Origin of the sequence: Pantoea sp. EEL5 (assembly GCF_049892805.1) — a bacterium.
Lineage (GTDB): Bacteria > Pseudomonadota > Gammaproteobacteria > Enterobacterales > Enterobacteriaceae > Pantoea > Pantoea ananatis.
Genome location: NZ_JBNDNJ010000003.1, coordinates 259323 through 274979, shown reverse-complemented (window position 1 = coordinate 274979; position 15657 = coordinate 259323). Strand labels below are relative to the sequence as shown.

The following is a 15657-nucleotide window of genomic DNA, read 5'->3' as shown; positions in this document are numbered from 1 at the left end:
AAAACATGTGCACAGCATAATGACGCATGCCTGCGTGGCAAAGGGCAAAAAAGAGATCGCGGTTGAGCAGCGCGAACTGAAGTATTCGGATGATGATGTCGTTGTTCAAGTGGAGTGCGGCGGCATCTGCGGCTCGGATATTCATTATTACCATGAAGGACGTGCCGGATTATCCGTGATTAAGCAACCGCTGGTGATAGGTCACGAATTTGTGGGGCGGATTTTCCAGGCGCCGGCAGCATCAGGGCTAGAACCGGGACAAAAAGTCGCGATTAATCCATCACAGCCATGCGGTCAGTGTGAGTATTGTCGGGCAGGTAAACAGAATGCCTGCGCCACCATGCGCTTTATGGGGAGCGCCCAGTTCACTCCGCACGTGAATGGTGGATTTGCACAATATGTCGTGGTGCCTGCGAAGCAGTGCGTGGCTTATGATGAGCAGGTTCCGGCCAGCGTCATGGCCGTTGCTGAGCCTACCGCCGTCGTGATCCATGCGCTCAACGTGGCAGGCAGCATCGTCGGGAAAAGGGTGCTGGTGATGGGCGCGGGCCCCATCGGCGCCTTAGCGATTGCCGCCGCAAGCGCTTCCGGCGCGGCAGAGATCGTGGCGTTCGATCCGAGCGAGCGCTGCCGCCGCATCGCGGTAGAAATGGGGGCTGATGCGGCAGTGGATGCGAGCGATCGTGCCGCCGTTGCCCGCTACGGTGAAAATCGGGGATATTTCGACGTTACGCTGGAAGCCAGCGGAGCCGAAGCAGCGATTGAATCCAGTATTCTGGTTACGCGGCCGGGCGGCGTTGTGGTTCAAATTGGGATGGGAAAAAGTCCGCTTAATTTCCCGGTAGCGCAGATGCTGGTAAAAGAAATTAGCTGGAAAGGCTCCTTCCGTTTTATCGATGAATTTGATGTGGCGGTTAAATGGCTGGAAAAAGGCATTATCGATCCGCGTCCGATTCTTTCCGGCAATTATGCCTATCACGATATTGAAGCGGCATTAAAGGCGGCCAGTGATAAAACACAACATTCAAAAGTATTAGTTCAGTTTTCATAAAATATCTCAGAACCTGTAGTTATTACTCTGGCTTAAAACATCGGTGATTGTCGCGGGTGAAGAGATCCTCACGCTCCGCGTAAGCGGCACTCGCCTGTCATTTAGTCGCCTGTTAACGCATCGTCGACCTCAGGGTGAAAACATGAGTCATTTAAATACCAACACCACAGAACGTAATACCTCTGATCTGGTCCGGGCATCCGTATCAGGATGGCTGGGTACAACGTTAGAATTTATGGATTTCCAGCTCTATTCTCTTGGTGCGGCATTAGTTTTTCATGAAGTCTTTTTTCCCGAACAGTCGGGTGCGATGGCGCTGATTCTGGCAATGGGAACCTACGGTGCAGGTTATATCGCGCGAATCGTCGGCGCCGTTTTTTTTGGGAAAATGGGCGACCGTGTTGGCCGAAAAAAAGTCCTGTTTATCACTATCGCCTTAATGGGCGTTTGTACCACCTTAATTGGCGTATTACCCACTTACCAGCAGGTGGGTATTTTAGCGCCCTTGCTGCTGGTGGCGCTGCGTATTATTCAGGGATTAGGCGCCGGTGCAGAAATATCGGGTGCCAGCACTATGCTGGCTGAATATGCACCCAAAGGGAAAAAGGGCATTATTGCCTCGCTGGTTGCCATGGGCACCAACTGCGGCACGTTAAGTGCAACCGCCATCTGGGCGGCTATGTTCTTTTTCTTCACCAATGACGAAGTCATTGCCTGGGCATGGCGCATTCCTTTCCTGGCCAGTTTCGTCGTGATGGGATTTGCTATCTGGCTGCGCTTCAACCTGAAAGAAAGTCCGGTGTTTGAAAACGTTGCCGAATCTGCCACCGTCAAGCCCCACGATCAGCCGGCACAGTCTGTTTTCCAGTTAATCAAAGGCAAAGCCTTCTGGATTGCTACCGGGCTGCGATTTGGTCAGGCGGGTAACTCGGGCATCATCCAGACCTTTCTGGCGGGTTATATGGTTCAGACGCTGTTGTTCAATAAGGCGGTTCCCACCGATGCCATCATGGTGAGCTCGGTAATAGGATTTATGACAATTCCTCTTATCGGCTGGCTCTCAGACCGGATAGGGCGCCGTATTCCTTACCGCATTCTGACGCTGGGCTCGATTATTCTGGCTTATCCGATGATTTCACTCATCGTCGATAACGCGCAGGCGGTGAGTACCATCATGGTTTGCCTGATCGTCATTCACAATATCGCAGTGTTGGGCCAGGCGGCGATTGAAGGGATCACCATGGCAGAGATGTTTGGTTCCAGAAACCGTTTCGCGCAAATGGCCATCTCTAAGGAGATCGGTGGGCTGTTTGCCACTGGCTTAGGGCCGCTCCTGGCCGGTATTTTCTGCCAGCTCACGGGCACCTGGTATCCGATTGCGATCATGCTGATCGGCTATTCCTGTATCGGCCTGCTGGCTTCACTGATAATGCCAGAGGTGGTGGATCGGGATCTTACCGCAGAGGCCGATGCCTCGGGCGGCGTGCCGGATGGTTGTCATCCTGTTGCCCCCTCGATCCGGGCAGGAAGCGGCGAGTAAGGCAAGGTTGAACCCTGTCTGTCACTGCGTTAGCGCAGGACTTTGCTGGAAAGGATAAGATAGAATGGCGTCATGTAGGACATCATATGAGAAGGTGTTGTGAGCATAAAATCCATTCAGAAACAGAACGTCGTTAACGAAGTGTTCGAGCAAATTAAGGCGAAGCTACTGGACGGTAGCTGGTCCGCAGGCACGCGTTTACCTTCTGAAGCGGAGCTGACGCACTCTTTTAATGTCAGCAGGGTCAGTATACGCAGCGCGGTGCAGCGCCTGCGCGATCTGGGTATCGTGATTACCCGTCAGGGCAGCGGCAGTTACGTGTGTGAAGACTTTTCGCCACAGATGCTTAATCACAATGCCAGACCGTTAATGCATCTGAGCCGGGAAGCCTTTAACGACATGATGGTTTTTCGCCAGACCGTCGAGTTTAAATGTGTTGAGCTGGCAGTGGAACATGCCACAGAAGAGGATATTGGCCTGCTGGAGCAGGCGCTCAATAACATGCTTATTAATAAAGGCGATTATAAGAAATATTCGGAAGCGGATTACGAATTTCATCTGGCGATTATCCGCGCCTCTCATAACAGCGTGTTTTACAACGTGATGAAGTCAATCAAAGATATTTATTACTATTATCTTGAAGAACTGAATCGCTCACTGGGCATTACGCTTGAAAGTGTTGAGGCGCACATCAAAGTCTTTATGGCGATTAAAAACCGCGATGCGTCCTCGGCGGTACAGGTGCTGAATGAGGCGATGAAACATAACGTGGTCGCCATCGATATGATTAAAAAAGAAGAGGGGGAATAGGCTGTTTCGCGCTGCGGGAACGCGAAAAAAGCCACCCCTTCTGCAGGCTGAGGAAAACAGGATTCACCGTGACAGGCTTCTTATTGCCATTGCCCTGCTGGTCCGTTTTATCGCCAGTAACGCGCTGGTCTGGGTCATGAGCACGTAGCGATCCAGCATTCTGTAAGAAATGAGGGCGAAGCGGCAGGTTAGCCATAGGGCTCTTCCGACGTGAGTGGTGAAGTTAACTGTGGCAGAATAAACAAGGGAGCCAGTGGACCGGGCTCCCTCTTCAATCAATGCAGGCAGCACTGCTTGTATTTTCTTCCGCTGCCGCAGGGGCAGGGATCGTTGCGGCCCGGCTGTTTTTCCGCAGTGACCGGCTGCTGCACCTGAGGAATCGCTTCGGGCTGTGAGATCCAGTAATCATGAAGCGCCAGGGCGGCAGGGCGGATAGCATCAATGCTGCTTTCCATTTCTTCAGGCGTGAGCGCATCAACCTTTTCCAGATTCTCTTCTGTGCCGTGCAGGGCGATGGCGTCCAGTGAGTCCTGGAGTTCAGCAGGGAGTGCAGACCAGTCGGTTAAGGCCACGCCGCGCATATAGCCGTAGCACCACTCTTCAACGACGGTAAATTCCAGACCTTCCATTTCGCGCACGCCAAACAGGGGTTCAAACTGTTCTGGAAACTCAGACAGGCGGTCAGCAATGTCATTCATGTGCTGGAAACTGAGTTCCATAAAGCGCGTCATTTCGCGCTCATTACTCCATTTGGGAATATGCTTTTCGCCGCCCCAGAGCGCGACCAGCCAGCGGCTTGGCTCTACCGTCGTCGGACCTGAAAGCACGGCAGTAAGCAGGCCATCCAGTTCTGAAACATCAAGAATCGACGCTTCACTACCGTATTTTTCCAGCATATCTTCGAGCCATTGCAGCTCTTTTTCGCTTAACGGGCCTTCTTTCATGGGATATCTCCGAACGTGTCTGGTGCAGCAGAAAATTTACTGCGTGTAAAAACGCGCAGTGTACACGCTTATTGCGCTGATGGCAGTGTCGTCGGGTTGCCCTGAACGGCAGCGGACTCAGCAGAGGCATTACCAGGCCTGCTATGTTACTCTTCGCGGCCTGCAATACGTTTTCCTGCACGATCGTGGCTATATCAGGCGCCAACCTGCTTCGTTTCCCTTACGTGTGTCCTGCCAGGGGTGACATCCTTCAGTAGGAAACGATGACCAGAAGCATAAAGATTTGGCTAATCTGTGTCGATATAGGCACAGCGGAATAATCCCCCGGCATGATGCTGATATGAACGTTCGTCAGTGCCTGATAACAACAATAAAATGGGCGCGAGGACGTGACCAGAAAAGAGTATTCACCCCAGAGGTTACACCGCCTGTTGAGCGGATGCGGGCACCTGTTTAGACGCAGTGCAGTTCTGATGATAAGCGCGCTGTTATTGGCTGCCTGCGGCACGCTGTCGCAGACCTCTGCGCCAGCAGGCGACAAGCTTTATCTGACGCACAGCGATTTTCATGACAACCTGGACGATCTGGTGCGCCATTATATGCAGCGTAAACAGGTGTCCGGCATCAGTATTGCAATTATCCATCATCTTAATCCCACCTTGTTTTACAGCGCGGGTGTCACCGATGACGTACATCGCTATCCGATTACGCCTGAAACCTTATTTGCGCTCGGCTCACTGAGTAAAGGCGTAACCGCAGAGGTGATTATTGAGTTGGTTAACGAAGGCCAACTGCACTGGAGTGACACGCTGGCCGATTTGTTGCCCTCTGACGTCAGATTGAGCCAAGATGCACGTCAAATCACGCTATTACAGTTAGTGACCCATACCTCGGGTTTGCCGCGTCAGGATATGGATTTGCCGATGTTTATGCAGTTTATGGGCTATCTGCGCAGCGGTCAGAACTTTTATGGCAACCTGGATAGTGATGACGTTCTGGAATACCTGGCGGATTTTTCTGCGCCGCGTCAGCGGGGAGCGCAATACTCTAACCTTGGCTATGCGCTGCTGGGCTATATTTTGCGTGAACGCTGCCATAGTGATATTGAAACGCTTGCCCACCAACGGATTTTCCGACCGCTGGGAATGAACAACACCAGCTTTGTGCCTGAGCGTTTAAGCGGTTTTTCCACACGGGCGTTAGGGCATGCTGGCGATCAGCCAAAGCTTATCCCGCGCGGTGATCTCACCCCGGACTGGCGTTTCCAGCGTAATATGGTCGCGGCGGGCAGTCTTTACAGCAACGCACGGGATCTGAGCGTCTATCTGCGTGCACATCTCACTGCGGGCAGCGATCCGGCGCGTAATCGTGCCTTTGCTGAGATCAATAAAGGCGTGTATCAGCAGGGCGCACAGACGCAGAATATCGCCTGGGTTACAGACAGGCTGGCAGGAAGGAACATTACCTATCAGGTCGGCTATATTGGTGGTTATTCCGCTTTTATCGGTTTTGACAAGCAGGCAGGCAATGCCATCGTGGTACTGCAAAACGCGTTTAACTGGAGCAACTATCTTGGTATCACATTGTTGCTTAACCTGGCAGAGAAAGACAGGTAAGGTGTAGGTTGGGTCCAGAATGAGTCGTGATTCCTTACACTTACCTTTATGAGTGACGGAACCGCAGCCCTGTTTAGATTGTCTTCAGAGTAGTCTACTGTTATTAAAATCAATTCAATGTGGAAATTATTATGCGCAGGACTCAAATTGCTTTTATTTCAGCTGGTTTACTGTTCGGCTCGCTGAGCCTGATCCCCGCCGCTCAGGCTGCGGGTGAAACCACCGACAATGTGCCACCGCCGCCGCAGATTCAACCGGCCAATCCAACCGCTCAACCTGGCGATAACAACGCGCAGCCCGGTGCTGCAGCACCTGCCCAGCCGCAGGCGCCGATGAGTTCTGACTCTAACGACGGTATTACCCCAACAACGCCTTCGCAGTCAGCAGGCAATCCAGGTAAGCCAAATTACGATCTCAGCACCATTATCATTGATTATAAAGAGCATAAAATCGGTGATACCGTGCCTGATAAGTACCGCAGCAAGACTTACACCATCACAGAGTGGCAGAAACGTAATTTGCCTGCGCCTCAGCCAGATACCCACTGGGCTTATATCAATGCCAATTACATTCTGATTACTAACGACACCGGTAAGATCGTTATGGGTAAATCCGGCGATATCTTCTTCCGCGGATAGTCCTGCGGCGCTTTGTTAGTTATCTCTTCTTTCAACGGCCGCGTTAAGCGGCCGTTTTCTATTTCTGTCTTTTTTATCAGTGATGACTTCTCAACGTGTTTGCAACATGGCAACGTGTTTTTATTCACTGCAATGGAGAAGGCATGATGTCGCAACACGTCAATCAGTATGGTCAACCTGTAGGGCAATCCATGCCCGACTGGCAGCCACGTCCCTTACCTCAGCGTGAGGTGCTTCAAGGTCAGGTTTGCCGTCTGGAGCCCTTTAGCGTGGCTTCGCATGCTGAAGCACTCTGGCAGGCCTGGTCGCTGGCAGAAGATGGCCGTGACTGGACCTATCTTTCTGATGGGCCGTTTAATGATGAAGCCGCCTGGCTCACCCATGCTGCTACGATGGAGGCGAGTCAGGATCCGTTGCATTTCAGCGTCATTGATGTTGAAACCGGTAAGGCCGTCGGAACGCTATCGCTGATGCGTGTTGATGCGCAAAATGGGGTGATGGAAGTGGGATATGTCACCTTTTCCCGATTGCTAAAGCAAACAAGAATGGCGACCGAAGCGCATTTTCTTCTGATGCGTTATGCCTTTGAGCAACTGGGCTACCGGCGTTATGAATGGAAATGTGACAGCTGTAATCTGCCTTCGCGTCGGGCCGCGCTTCGGCTGGGATTTCGCTTTGAAGGTGAATTTCGTCAGGCCCGCGTTTATAAAGGCCGCACGCGCGATACAAGCTGGTTCTCAATCATCGACAGTGAATGGCCAGCTGTTAAAAATGGGCTGGAACGCTGGCTGGCAGAGGCTAACTTTACAGCCGACGGGCGACAGCGTGAAAAGCTGGAAACTCTGCGAGGTTAAGGCCTGAAGCGCGGGTAACGGCTCAGGCAAGCACATATTTAATGGTCGCCATAAGCAACGTGGTGGTCATGATCATCAGCAGACGCTGTACCCAACGCATATCGTTTTTTAAACTCCCGACGTCGGTCTTGAGTACGCTGACATCCGTTTTGAGCTCGGCGACGTCGGTCTTGAGTACGCTGACATCGGTCTTGAGCACGGCAACGTCCGTTTTGAGTACTCTGACGTCTGCCTTGAGTTCATCCACATCGGTTCTGAGGCACGACTCCGTTTTCTTCAGTTGCGTGCTTAGCGAAAAGATATGCTGATTCTGACGCTGAAAAGCCTGCATGACATCAGCACGGGACAGCGCATTGTCCTGCTTTAATGCCGAAAAAATATCCACCATCGCTTCTGCCTGGCGATCGTTGATGCCTGCGCGCTGTAAACGTTTAAACGCTTTGTGTGTATTCATCATGGTGAGTGTCATTCAAGAGCCTTCCCGATTCATCACGTTATTTGAATATCATGTCAGGAGAGCCGGTCTGGTCACAGAAGATAAAAAACATATTGCGAAATAAATTCCATTATATCAATTAGTTAAACGCGTAGTTTTCATCTTTTTGCGGGGTGGGCCGCAAAAAAAACGTTGTCAGTTAGCCTCTTTTACACAGCCCGCTTACCAGGCAGTGTAAAAGGTGGGGGCTAACCGTCATCGTGAATAAACATCAGGGAACGGGGACAACCTTTAACGTAATCAGACCGATGCCGAGTTTGCGTGGGTCCTGACCTGCGATGTTGTTAAGATTGCTGAGTTGCGGCTCTGGTGGGGTAAACGTTAACCGATGGCTTCCGCGGGTGTTATCAAAACGCAGCGTCTGGGTTGATGCTTCTTCTCCCAGCATCAGGGGCTGTTTTGTGTCGCCTACCTGCACCCTTGTGGGTCGGTGCGCATTTGGGCCATAGGCGCGAGCGGTAATCACCAGATCAAATCTGGCGGGCAAAGGGTTAACGAATTCTATGGTCACTTCCGGGGCAAGATTGGCGTTTGACCAGCGGCCCCAGTTTTCCGTACGGGAAAGGCCGCTGAACTGCTTCACGCTTGCGGGTGCGCCGGGAACCGCGAACAGAAAGCTGTCGGCATCATAACGAATCGCATTATCGTCGATGCGCAGCTGCGCCACGGCATGTTGATAGTTTGCATCGTTCTGGGGGCCTGCCGGGAACTGCACCTTTCCTTTCCACAGGGGGCTATCCATACGCATGACGGAGGGATGGCCCGCGAGCTGGCCCATTGCCAGGCACCAGTCGCTGGACAGGGCCAGCGCCGGTTGCCAGATACGGGCAATTTTAAAGCAGCGATCGACCCAGACAAACTTTTCCGCCGAGGTAAAGTCGGCCAGCTGATAACGTAAAGGCGCCGAATATTCCCCCTCAGGCAGTGGCTCTACATGCTTCTCCGTCACCCGCAGCAGAATGGGCAAGGCAAAGCTGGCCCCGGAAAAGCTGAGCGTATTTTTCGTCTGATCCAGCGTGATGCTGTCGATCTTTTTGGGAAAGTTCCACAGCTGAATGATATCGGCTTTCCAGCTCAACACTTTGGTTTTCATATCCTCAAACTGGCTCGACAACGACACTGCAGACAGGCTGCTACGTCCCAAACCTATCGCATTGTCGCCGCCCAGAATATCCAGTAACGTCGCGCCGTTATCCAGCGTACTGCGTTTCATATCTATCACTTCTGCCTGCGGTTGATCGCCACGGATCACCATAAACAGATCGTGACGAGGACGCTTGATCAGAAAGGGATGCGCCGTGTTGTTCATGGCCAGATGATCGGATGCCACCACAATCACGGTATTCTTAAACCAGGGAGAAGCCTTAATACGGGCAATCAGGCGTGCGATATGCTCCTGCGAGCAGGATACGGCGCTGAACGACTGATTTGGCTTGCCCGCATAGCTGTAACTTTTGCGCTGGCAACTTCGGGAAATAAACCCATCAGGATGATGCGTATCCACCGTGAGCGCAAACAGCGCAAAACGTTTCTGCTGGCGCGAAAGTGCCTCATAGGTTTCAAACACCTCGTCCAACACGGTATCGTCGTAATAACCCCAGTTGTTGCGGTAGGTGGGATCGCTAACCTTGTCTTTGAGTTCCTGTGAACCGTACAGGCGCGCAGGGTCAAAGCCGTGAGAACGTAAAAAGACATCTTTACCCGCAAAGCGCAGGTCAGCGCCCTGAATAAACCAGTTTTCATAACCGGAATTTTTTAAAATATCGCCCAGGCAAACGTTCTGTGGGTAAAAACTGGAAAGGGAGGCGGAAGCATTTCCGTCGAAAGGGGCAAAAAGCGGGATACCGCACATCGATGCGACCATACCGGCAATGGTGTAATCCGTGCCGGGAAGCTGCTCGGTCTGGGTGAAGTCGATGCTTTGCTCTTTTTCCCGGCTGAGTTCGGGAGCCAGCTCAGGGAAGGCAATCGGGTCGAAATAGGTCCGCTCCAGGCTTTCAGCATAAATATACACCACGTTAAGTGCGGGCTGCGCAATGCGCTTTTTCGGGACTTTATAGACGGTGGCAAAGTCGGAGTTTTCGCGCAGTGAGTGCGAGGTAATGAGAGAACTCACTTGCTGAAAGGCTGGCGTTGTTTGTACCGCGCCTGCGGCACAGGCAAAAGCCACCAGGCTCCAGCCTGAATGAAAGGGCCGCTCACGGCGGCGCAGCAGCCATGACAGGGCACAAAACAGTAAAAACAGCACGATGACCAGCCCAAGGGCGGGCACAACGTATTTACTCAGGCCGGCACCGGTGAGGCTGTTCGTTAAGGTATACACTACAGCGTCAGTAATGCCGTCGCCGGTAAAATAATTACTGGCGAACAGCGTGGCGTTGAGCAGCACGAACAGCATTAACAAGCACAAGGTGAGGGAAAACCAGATTCTGCTTCGGCCTGCTTTACAGGAATAAACAGCAATCGCGGTCAGAAAAAGTATCACTGACACGAATTCAGACAACGTCAAATCCTCTTATCGTATGAATATGTCTCTTATCAACAGGGGGACATTCCATGGATTTTTGACTCAATCTATAGTGGCTGTCATCAGGCTGCAACATCTCTGCGCAGATTTGGCTGCAGACTCACAGTACAGTCAATTCGACGTTAAACAGGGGCGAAGTGCCCGGCGATTTCTAATGAAACGGCCGGGCAGGGGGCGGATTACGCGCGTTGTTCCTGCGGCGCTGAAAGTCTGGCGGGAGAGGATGGGCTGTCGTGCATCGCTTCTCCGACCAGGCTGGCACGATTGTAAAAGCGTAACCGCAGGTTAAAATCGAGGTGCGCGCGCGCACTGTCACTGAGCCGGATGACCGGCGGCGGCGTGAGCGGACGCTGCTGAAACAGAACAGAGCGCACACAGGCATCGTTGCTGCCAGCATGCACCTGCTGATAATAGCCGACGCTGGCTTCCGCTTTACGTAACCTGGTATTAACCCGACGATGCTCATCCATAGCCAACTGATGTGCCAGCGCCGTGAGTTCGTTACCGGGGTTGCTGAGATTCTGTTGCACTGCAGGGAAATCACTGCGTTTCATTAACTCCAGCAGATAGTTTTGTCTCCCCACGTATTTTACCGGGGCCAGTTGTTTCAGCCATTCACGAATAAAGGGGTTTTGAGCAGGCGCCGCGATAAAGCCGGTTTCAATCATCGGTCTGAGTGGGTTAACCGTGTTTTGCTGACGATAATATCCCAGCACATCCATGGGGCGGTCGCTTTGGGCCTGATGGACCCAGGCAAGATCCTCGAACAGCAACGTGTTGCAGTCGATGCTGATGCCACCGTAACGTAATAATAGCTCCAGCCGGATGATGTCGCTTTTTAGCTGCGGAGTCAGATCGGAAGAGACAAATTGCACATCCGGCAGCCACTGTCCCAGCGTCTGAGGGGTAAGCAGGTGGATCTCATGATCCGGATTATCACGGCAAATTTTACTGGCGTTAAGGGCAACGGAAGCAGGTAGCCGGTCGCCGGGCCAGTACAGCCAGACTTTTTTAGCAATGGCAGGCAGGGTCTTAGGTACGGATTCCAGCAGCACGTCCTGTTCCAGCGTAGGATCGTATTCAGGCGCGCTTACGGCCCGGTGTTGTTTAATCGTCCACAGCATGCGGCTGGTGAAAGCAAGTTTTTCCCATTGACGCCAGAGATGATGCAAGGAACGGCGGTGTGAATTCATGTTTCACCTGTTATTTTGATTATAGTGTTTATGCCAGTCGGCAAAATAAGGGCTTAAGCTGTCATCCCGTATATAAACCGCCATAAACGCAGACATGCTGCGCTGCGCAATTTTTATTGTATTTCCCTGGTGATGGTTCAATGGCGAGCCACGACAGTTTCTGTGCACATGCGTGACGTGAGCGGCCGCGACTCATTTATTTAATAGAACACAATTCAACAATTCGCTATTCCTGATGGAAACTTTAGGATAAAACGGAAATAAGCCTTCGCCTGAAATAAAAATAAATATTTATTTACGCTAATGTTTTATTCCGCTATGGCAATATCTTTATATCGACAGAGGGGGCGTTTTTCTGTCGTGAAACCGATAAACAGTGCGCGAGTATGAGAATCAGTGCGGAATTGAGATAAGTGAAATATTCAGCATGATTAATGAATTTACAGATGTGCGCAGCCTGACAGTCATTGTCTACGCTTTAGCTATACAGACGAAAAGGAGATGACATGCCGTTTGAATCTCGAGGATTACTGGCGATTGACAGGCAAACCAGACGGGCGCTGTTTCTCGATCCTGACACCTTTGACGTCAGCCAGGCCGTGGACGTTGTCCCAACGCGACTGCACGAGCTTTTGATGCTCGCGCCCTGGGAAAAGGCTTTTCTCCCTCTGTACGGTGACGATATGCAAGGCGATGCGCCTCATCCTGGCCATAAAGTGGCGGTCATTGATTTACGACAGCGGGCGATTAATGACTATATCGACCTCTCACCGTCACAAGCGCCGCACAGCGGTCAGTTAGGGCGCGACGGCAAAGTGTATCTGTGCTGTGAAAATCCTACTGTCGTGGTGGTGATCGATCCCCTTACCCACCGCGTTGAAAAGACGATTCCCATTCCACTTGATAATACCCATCGCCTGACGCTTTCACCCAGCGGCCGCAAGCTCTTTACCGACAATGAGCAGGATGCCACCATTACCGTCGTCGACCTGTGCGAAGCGGAAGGGCGAGTCATTGATACCATCCTGATGCCCGGCCCGGTTTCAGGCCTTACTGCATCACCCAGGCATCCCTATCTCATCGCCAGCGCCGCCGATGTGCCGCTGCTCTATGTCGTCGATCGCCAGAGCCATCGAATCCGCCAGCGTCTGGCGCTTCCTGGCCATCAACAGCCCTGTCAGAAGGTTCGCTTTAGTCCGGATGGCGAGTATCTGATGGCGATCGGGCACCAGGAACCCATCGTCACGCTTTTTGATGAATTACTGAATCCTTTGGGGCATATAGCGCTGACTCACCAGCCGCTGGATGGCTGTTTCAGTCCGGACAAGAAACGGCTATTGATCACCCATGATGATAACCGGACGCTGAGCGTCATTGATCTGGTACAGAAAACCGTTCTTGCGACAACCGAGGTGGGGGCTGGCTACGAAACGCTGAGCTACTTTCAAATTGGTTAAATAAAGGGGCGATGGTAGATGGCCGAACTCCAGTGGCGGCTGCTGGCGTGTTTTTCCGCCTGCCAGCCGCGCTTACGCAATTCACGGGCAATCATCTTGTTCATAATGCCGTGCCCCAGCAACAAAACCGTACCCTGCTGCGACAGGGCGATCAGCCGATCGGCGGCACGCGAGGCGCGGGCGCGCGCATGCTGCAGCGACTCGGTCTCCCCGGCATAGCCACAAAACCACATGGCGCGCAGGATGGCCTGCCAGACAAAGGTGGGTAACTGAATGCGATCAGCCCGGAGCAAAGGAATACCGACTTCACTGAACAGCGCATCAACGTGATGGGGATGCAGTCCGAGGCGCTCCAGCGAAGAGTGGGCGCGGGGTAGAGGACTGCAGACCACAACCGCCGCTTTTCTGGCGATGCTGATGCTGCGATCGGGCGGGCCATCGCTCACCAGTGACAGATCATAGGCTTCACACCAGTCTGCCAGTCCCTGTGCGCTTAAACGTCCGGCAAAAGGGTGGTCAGGTTTACCATGTCGCATCAGGATAATGGTCATAATGATTTAACGGCGTTCTCCGGTTTATGCGCCAGTCAGGTATATCTGAGGATGCGGTATGTGGCAATCGCTGCCTGTGCTGTCATCAGGCAGTCACACCAATGTGCGACAACATCAGGCGATGAAAGGGTCAGACAGCCAGTTTGGCTTAATGTTAAAAGAAAAGTGCCTCTGGTTCCGGTGTATGCTGTTTTTTTGTGCGCCGGGTCGGGATTAACCGCCTGATTTTGCGCTTAAAATGGCATATTAATGAAGCTTGATAGTGAAGGAAATCTAACAAATTTTCTCAAAGGCTATTGATTTATCTACGCGCGTAGATACACTAGCTTCCAGTGATTGCTCACGGTGCTCGATGCACGGTAGGCCGATCGAGGATCAAGTTACATTCGCCAGATTAATACGACCGCTGAAATATACAGCGGCGAAGCTCGCGATACTGCGGATTCCAACACCAGGGAATCTTTAACTTTCCTTTCATCATGGTTAGCCAACTGAATGTCGCCACCGGGGCGTTCTGCTCGTAGTCAGGGAACCGTCTCTCGGAATGGCATTTATCGATCTGCATATTTTCAAGGGACAGCGTTTATGACGGCACAGCACTCCGTTACGCAGCAGGCAGCACAGCCTTCCACCTCCGCCGCTGATGAGCGGTTTACTACCCCAGCCGGCCGCAAAGATTTTTGGCGCGCGACGGTTTCATGCTGGTTAGGGACGGCAATGGAGTACGCGGATTTCGCACTCTATGGCCTCGCCGCCGGCATTATCTTCGGTGATGTTTTCTTTCCTGAACAAACCCCCGCCATGGCGCTGCTTGCCAGCTTTGCAACCTGGTCGGTTGGATTTGTTGCCCGCCCTATCGGCGCGTTATTTTTTGGCTGGCTGGGCGATCGAAAAGGTCGCAAAGTCGTCATGGTAACCACCATTATTCTGATGGGCGCATCCACAACCCTAATCGGCTTGATTCCCAGCTACGCCTCCATTGGCATCTGGGCGCCTGCCTGTCTGGTTCTGCTACGTTTCAGTCAGGGGTTTGGCGCAGGCGCTGAGCTTTCCGGCGGAACCGTGATGCTGGGAGAATATGCGCCGGTTAAGCGGCGTGGCCTGGTGTCTTCCGTTATCGCCCTCGGCTCTAACAGCGGCACGCTGCTGGCATCGCTTGTCTGGCTGCTGGTGGTGCAGATGGATAAACAAAGCCTGCTGGAATGGGGATGGCGTATTCCCTTCCTGAGCAGCGCCGTCATTGCCCTTGTGGCACTTTGGATCCGCCGCAACCTGCGGGAAACCCCGGTGTTCGAGCGCAAGAAAGCGCAACTGGAAGCGGAGCGGGCGAACCTTATCGCCACGCAGCATCAGACGGTTGATACGCGCCCCTTCTTTCAGCGTACCCGTGCTTTCTGGACCATGGTCGGCTTACGTATTGGCGAAAACGGTCCCTCTTATCTGGCGCAGGGTTTTATCGTCGGGTATGTCGCTAAGGTTCTGATGGTCGATAAATCCGTGCCGACCACGGCGGTCTTTATTGCCTCGCTGCTTGGCTTCCTGATTATTCCCCTGGCCGGCTGGCTGTCAGACCGCTTCGGTCGCCGGGTCGTTTATCGGGTTTTTTGCCTGTTGCTGATGATTTATGCCTGGCCAGCCTTTACGCTGCTGGATACGCGCGAACCTGCGATTGTTATCCCGGTTATCGTGGTGGGCATGGCGCTGGCTTCTCTGGGCATCTTTGGCGTCCAGGCGGCCTGGGGCGTGGAACTGTTTGGCGTGAACCACCGTTATACTAAGATGGCCGTGGCCAAAGAGCTGGGCTCGATTATTTCAGGTGGCACTGCACCTTTGGTGGCGGCGGCGATGCTGTCGTACACCGGGCACTGGTGGTCCATTGCGATCTATTTCTCTGCGATGGCTTCCATTGGTTTCCTGACTACCTTTGTGGCACCGGAAACGCGCGGGCGCGATCTTAATCTGCCAGAGGACGCCATCTGA

14 protein-coding genes are annotated in these 15657 nt (G+C 52.7%); 8 read left to right on the top strand and 6 right to left on the bottom strand.

Going from position 1 to position 15657, the window contains the following annotated elements:
* Window positions 1-19: 19 nt before the first annotated feature.
* The 3 genes from idnD to ACPXSQ_RS15485 all read left to right on the top strand — a co-directional run bounded on the left by idnD (window position 20) and on the right by ACPXSQ_RS15485 (window position 3401).
* A complete protein-coding gene (idnD, locus tag ACPXSQ_RS15495) occupies window positions 20-1051 on the top strand; it encodes an L-idonate 5-dehydrogenase (protein WP_029570973.1) in 1032 nt (343 codons plus the stop codon).
* A 142-nt stretch (window positions 1052-1193) separates the two neighbouring features.
* Window positions 1194-2591 (top strand): MFS transporter, encoded by a 1398-nt coding sequence (locus tag ACPXSQ_RS15490; protein ID WP_014595264.1) that lies wholly within the window; start codon window positions 1194-1196, stop codon window positions 2589-2591.
* 99 nt (window positions 2592-2690) lie between these two features.
* Window positions 2691-3401: a FadR/GntR family transcriptional regulator gene (locus tag ACPXSQ_RS15485; protein ID WP_013024491.1), complete on the top strand. Its 711-nt coding sequence runs from the start codon at window positions 2691-2693 to the stop codon at window positions 3399-3401.
* On the opposite strand, the gene ACPXSQ_RS15480 is transcribed toward ACPXSQ_RS15485, so the two are convergent.
* On the bottom strand, window positions 3379-3597 hold the full coding sequence (locus ACPXSQ_RS15480) for a hypothetical protein (protein WP_146109178.1): 219 nt from the start codon (window positions 3595-3597) through the stop codon (window positions 3379-3381). The genes ACPXSQ_RS15485 and ACPXSQ_RS15480 overlap by 23 nt on opposite strands.
* A 79-nt stretch (window positions 3598-3676) precedes the next feature.
* On the bottom strand, window positions 3677-4345 hold the full coding sequence (locus ACPXSQ_RS15475; RefSeq protein ID WP_014606658.1) for a YecA family protein: 669 nt from the start codon (window positions 4343-4345) through the stop codon (window positions 3677-3679).
* A 473-nt stretch (window positions 4346-4818) separates the two neighbouring features.
* Between ACPXSQ_RS15475 and ACPXSQ_RS15470 the strand changes: the two genes are divergently transcribed.
* The 3 genes from ACPXSQ_RS15470 to ACPXSQ_RS15460 all read left to right on the top strand — a co-directional run bounded on the left by ACPXSQ_RS15470 (window position 4819) and on the right by ACPXSQ_RS15460 (window position 7453).
* A complete protein-coding gene (locus tag ACPXSQ_RS15470; protein ID WP_024472366.1) occupies window positions 4819-5961 on the top strand; it encodes a serine hydrolase domain-containing protein in 1143 nt (380 codons plus the stop codon).
* 131 nt (window positions 5962-6092) lie between these two features.
* Window positions 6093-6599 (top strand): RcnB family protein, encoded by a 507-nt coding sequence (locus ACPXSQ_RS15465; RefSeq protein ID WP_014595268.1) that lies wholly within the window; start codon window positions 6093-6095, stop codon window positions 6597-6599.
* A gap of 146 nt (window positions 6600-6745) precedes the next feature.
* Entirely contained in the window at window positions 6746-7453 is a 708-nt protein-coding gene (locus tag ACPXSQ_RS15460) for a GNAT family N-acetyltransferase (RefSeq protein WP_024472367.1), read from the top strand.
* A gap of 22 nt (window positions 7454-7475) precedes the next feature.
* Here ACPXSQ_RS15460 and ACPXSQ_RS15455 read toward each other — a convergent pair whose 3' ends face one another.
* From ACPXSQ_RS15455 to ACPXSQ_RS15445, 3 genes are all read right to left on the bottom strand, one after another.
* Window positions 7476-7910 carry a hypothetical protein gene (locus ACPXSQ_RS15455; RefSeq protein WP_426144132.1) on the bottom strand — a complete coding sequence of 145 codons (435 nt, stop codon included), beginning with the start codon at window positions 7908-7910 and terminating at the stop codon, window positions 7476-7478.
* 250 nt (window positions 7911-8160) lie between these two features.
* Window positions 8161-10452 carry a phosphatidylglycerol--membrane-oligosaccharide glycerophosphotransferase gene (opgB, locus tag ACPXSQ_RS15450; RefSeq protein WP_072404412.1) on the bottom strand — a complete coding sequence of 764 codons (2292 nt, stop codon included), beginning with the start codon at window positions 10450-10452 and terminating at the stop codon, window positions 8161-8163.
* Between the two features lie 203 nt (window positions 10453-10655).
* Entirely contained in the window at window positions 10656-11669 is a 1014-nt protein-coding gene (locus tag ACPXSQ_RS15445) for a glycosyltransferase family 32 protein (protein WP_072404414.1), read from the bottom strand.
* A gap of 506 nt (window positions 11670-12175) precedes the next feature.
* Between ACPXSQ_RS15445 and ACPXSQ_RS15440 the strand changes: the two genes are divergently transcribed.
* Window positions 12176-13126, top strand: coding sequence for a YncE family protein (locus tag ACPXSQ_RS15440; protein WP_013024499.1), 951 nt, complete (start codon window positions 12176-12178; stop codon window positions 13124-13126).
* Here ACPXSQ_RS15440 and ACPXSQ_RS15435 read toward each other — a convergent pair.
* Entirely contained in the window at window positions 13123-13677 is a 555-nt protein-coding gene (locus ACPXSQ_RS15435; protein WP_014595273.1) for a histidine phosphatase family protein, read from the bottom strand. The genes ACPXSQ_RS15440 and ACPXSQ_RS15435 overlap by 4 nt on opposite strands.
* A 585-nt stretch (window positions 13678-14262) precedes the next feature.
* Here ACPXSQ_RS15435 and ACPXSQ_RS15430 point away from each other — a divergent pair.
* Window positions 14263-15657 carry an MFS transporter gene (locus tag ACPXSQ_RS15430; RefSeq protein ID WP_015701011.1) on the top strand — a complete coding sequence of 465 codons (1395 nt, stop codon included), beginning with the start codon at window positions 14263-14265 and terminating at the stop codon, window positions 15655-15657.

Coding starts and splice junctions, on each gene's coding strand:
- idnD (WP_029570973.1), top strand. CDS start 20: ATGACGCATGCCTGCGTGGCAAAGGGCAAAAAAGAGATCGCGGTTGAG.
- ACPXSQ_RS15490 (WP_014595264.1), top strand. CDS start 1,194: ATGAGTCATTTAAATACCAACACCACAGAACGTAATACCTCTGATCTG.
- ACPXSQ_RS15480 (WP_146109178.1), bottom strand. CDS start 3,597: ATGGCTAACCTGCCGCTTCGCCCTCATTTCTTACAGAATGCTGGATCG.
- ACPXSQ_RS15475 (WP_014606658.1), bottom strand. CDS start 4,345: ATGAAAGAAGGCCCGTTAAGCGAAAAAGAGCTGCAATGGCTCGAAGAT.
- ACPXSQ_RS15470 (WP_024472366.1), top strand. CDS start 4,819: ATGATAAGCGCGCTGTTATTGGCTGCCTGCGGCACGCTGTCGCAGACC.
- ACPXSQ_RS15465 (WP_014595268.1), top strand. CDS start 6,093: ATGCGCAGGACTCAAATTGCTTTTATTTCAGCTGGTTTACTGTTCGGC.
- ACPXSQ_RS15460 (WP_024472367.1), top strand. CDS start 6,746: ATGTCGCAACACGTCAATCAGTATGGTCAACCTGTAGGGCAATCCATG.
- ACPXSQ_RS15455 (WP_426144132.1), bottom strand. CDS start 7,910: ATGATGAATACACACAAAGCGTTTAAACGTTTACAGCGCGCAGGCATC.
- ACPXSQ_RS15445 (WP_072404414.1), bottom strand. CDS start 11,669: ATGAATTCACACCGCCGTTCCTTGCATCATCTCTGGCGTCAATGGGAA.
- ACPXSQ_RS15440 (WP_013024499.1), top strand. CDS start 12,176: ATGCCGTTTGAATCTCGAGGATTACTGGCGATTGACAGGCAAACCAGA.
- ACPXSQ_RS15435 (WP_014595273.1), bottom strand. CDS start 13,677: ATGACCATTATCCTGATGCGACATGGTAAACCTGACCACCCTTTTGCC.
- ACPXSQ_RS15430 (WP_015701011.1), top strand. CDS start 14,263: ATGACGGCACAGCACTCCGTTACGCAGCAGGCAGCACAGCCTTCCACC.